This window comes from Carnobacterium sp. (genome assembly GCF_049673005.1).
Taxonomy (GTDB): Bacteria; Bacillota; Bacilli; order Lactobacillales; family Carnobacteriaceae; genus Carnobacterium_A.
In genome coordinates, this window is record NZ_JBATXB010000039.1 from 1 (window position 1) to 1,835 (window position 1,835).

Below are 1,835 nucleotides of genomic sequence, written 5' to 3' on the forward strand. Positions count from 1 at the left end.
ATTGAGTGAAGTCGTTGGATTTGTAGACGAGACTGTTTTACTGATGCCATTAGATGAGTTAGATGGGATTGGCCCAGGTTGCTTGGTGCGACCAACTGGGAAAACATTGAAAGTTGAAATCAGTGAAAAGTTACTGGGAAATACATTAGACGGCTTAGGTCGACCTATGGATGAAAACTTAGTAGTTGATGGGGTGTTCTATGATGTAAACCGTAGTTCACCTAACCCTTTCAAACGAAAGAAAATTAAAGACGTGATACCAACAGGTATTAGAGCTATTGATGGAACCCTTACCGTTGGTGAAGGCCAACGGATGGGAATCTTTGCCGGTAGTGGTGTTGGTAAAAGTACGTTACTCGGTATGATGGCACGCTATATTGAAGCAGACATTATTGTTATTGGACTTATTGGAGAGCGTGGCAGAGAGGTTCTTGAATTTATTGAAAAGGATCTTGGGGAAGAAGGCTATAAAAAGTCTGTAGTCGTTTGTGCGACATCAGATATGCCTCCTCTTGTTCGCTTAAAAGGCGCATCAGTAGCCACGACGATTGCCGAATATTTCAGAGATCAAGGCAAAAAAGTGGTCTTAATGATGGATTCGGTAACTCGTGTAGCAATGGCACAACGAGAAATCGGGTTAGCAACTGGTGAACCCCCAACAACCAAAGGGTACACACCATCTGTTTTTACAACGTTACCAAAATTATTGGAACGAAGTGGGATGTCAGAAACGGGATCTATTACGGCATTTTATACTGTTCTAGTTGAAGGTGACGATATGAATGAGCCGATTGCGGACTCTGTTCGTGGGATTTTAGACGGACATATAGTGTTATCGCGTAAAATTGCGTCTGAAAATCATTATCCAGCAATTGATATTCAAAACAGCATTAGTCGGTTGATGAAAGAAATAACAACGGAGAAACACCATTTAGCAGCAGGTAGGTTAAAGGAAAACATGGCTGTGTACGCTGATTCAAAAGATTTAATCGATGTTGGAGCTTACCGGACAGGGAGCAATCCCCTGGTAGATAGAGCTGTTCAATTAAATGGTCCAATTAAAAACTTTTTAAGGCAACAAGTAGACGATGAGATTCCATTTGAAGCAGTAGTTGATTCACTAGAAACATTATTTAAGACGTCTCAAATAGGCGCTCAGTCAATTGGGTAACCACAGTAAAAGAGGGTGTAAGCAGTGAGTAAATTTAAATTTTCAATGGAAAAAGTATTAGACTGGCGTTCGGATACAGAAGAAACTAAGAAAATAAATCTTGGTGATGCTGAAAGAGAAAAGTTCCAACAAGAATCATTTTTAAAAGACATGATTCAAGAAAATATCAAGATAAAGAATGAGAGTTTAACAACTACTCGAATAGATATCTTGCGCCGTCAAAATATGTATAAAGTGATGTTGGATGAACGAATCATTCAGCAAAAAAATCAAGTAGAAATCGCAACTAAATCCGTTGAAACAGCTCGTTTAGAGTTAATGGAGGCCCACAAAGAAAAAAAGGTTATGGAAAAGTTGAAGGAAAAAGAATTCAACTTACTAACAAGTTTAGAAAAAAGTGAAGAACAAAAACAACTAGATGAAATGGCTACTTTAAGTTACGGAAGAAGTTATTACTAATTTAATTCTAGAAAAGCAAGAGAAGATACATAAAAAAGTCTAATCAACCCAAGAAAGGAGGAAAACAGTTGGAGCATTCTTTCATCCAGTCATTAAAAGCGATAAATACACCTTCTGTAGAAAAAGGGATAAAGAAAGAACCGATTTCTAAAGAACAGTTTCAAGCGAGTTTGTCCAAAGAAACAAACAAACACTTAACCGAAAA

General features: G+C 37.9%; 2 protein-coding genes. Both read left to right on the top strand.

Features of this window, described 5'->3' with window-relative positions:
- Window positions 1-1,171, top strand: a 1,171-nt coding sequence (locus tag WBF61_RS03900) for a FliI/YscN family ATPase (RefSeq protein WP_424254084.1), incomplete at its 5' end; no start/stop codon positions are given.
- A 24-nt stretch (window positions 1,172-1,195) separates the two neighbouring features.
- A complete protein-coding gene (gene fliJ / locus WBF61_RS03905; RefSeq protein WP_424254086.1) occupies window positions 1,196-1,630 on the top strand; it encodes a flagellar export protein FliJ in 435 nt (144 codons plus the stop codon).
- Window positions 1,631-1,835 lie beyond the last annotated feature (205 nt).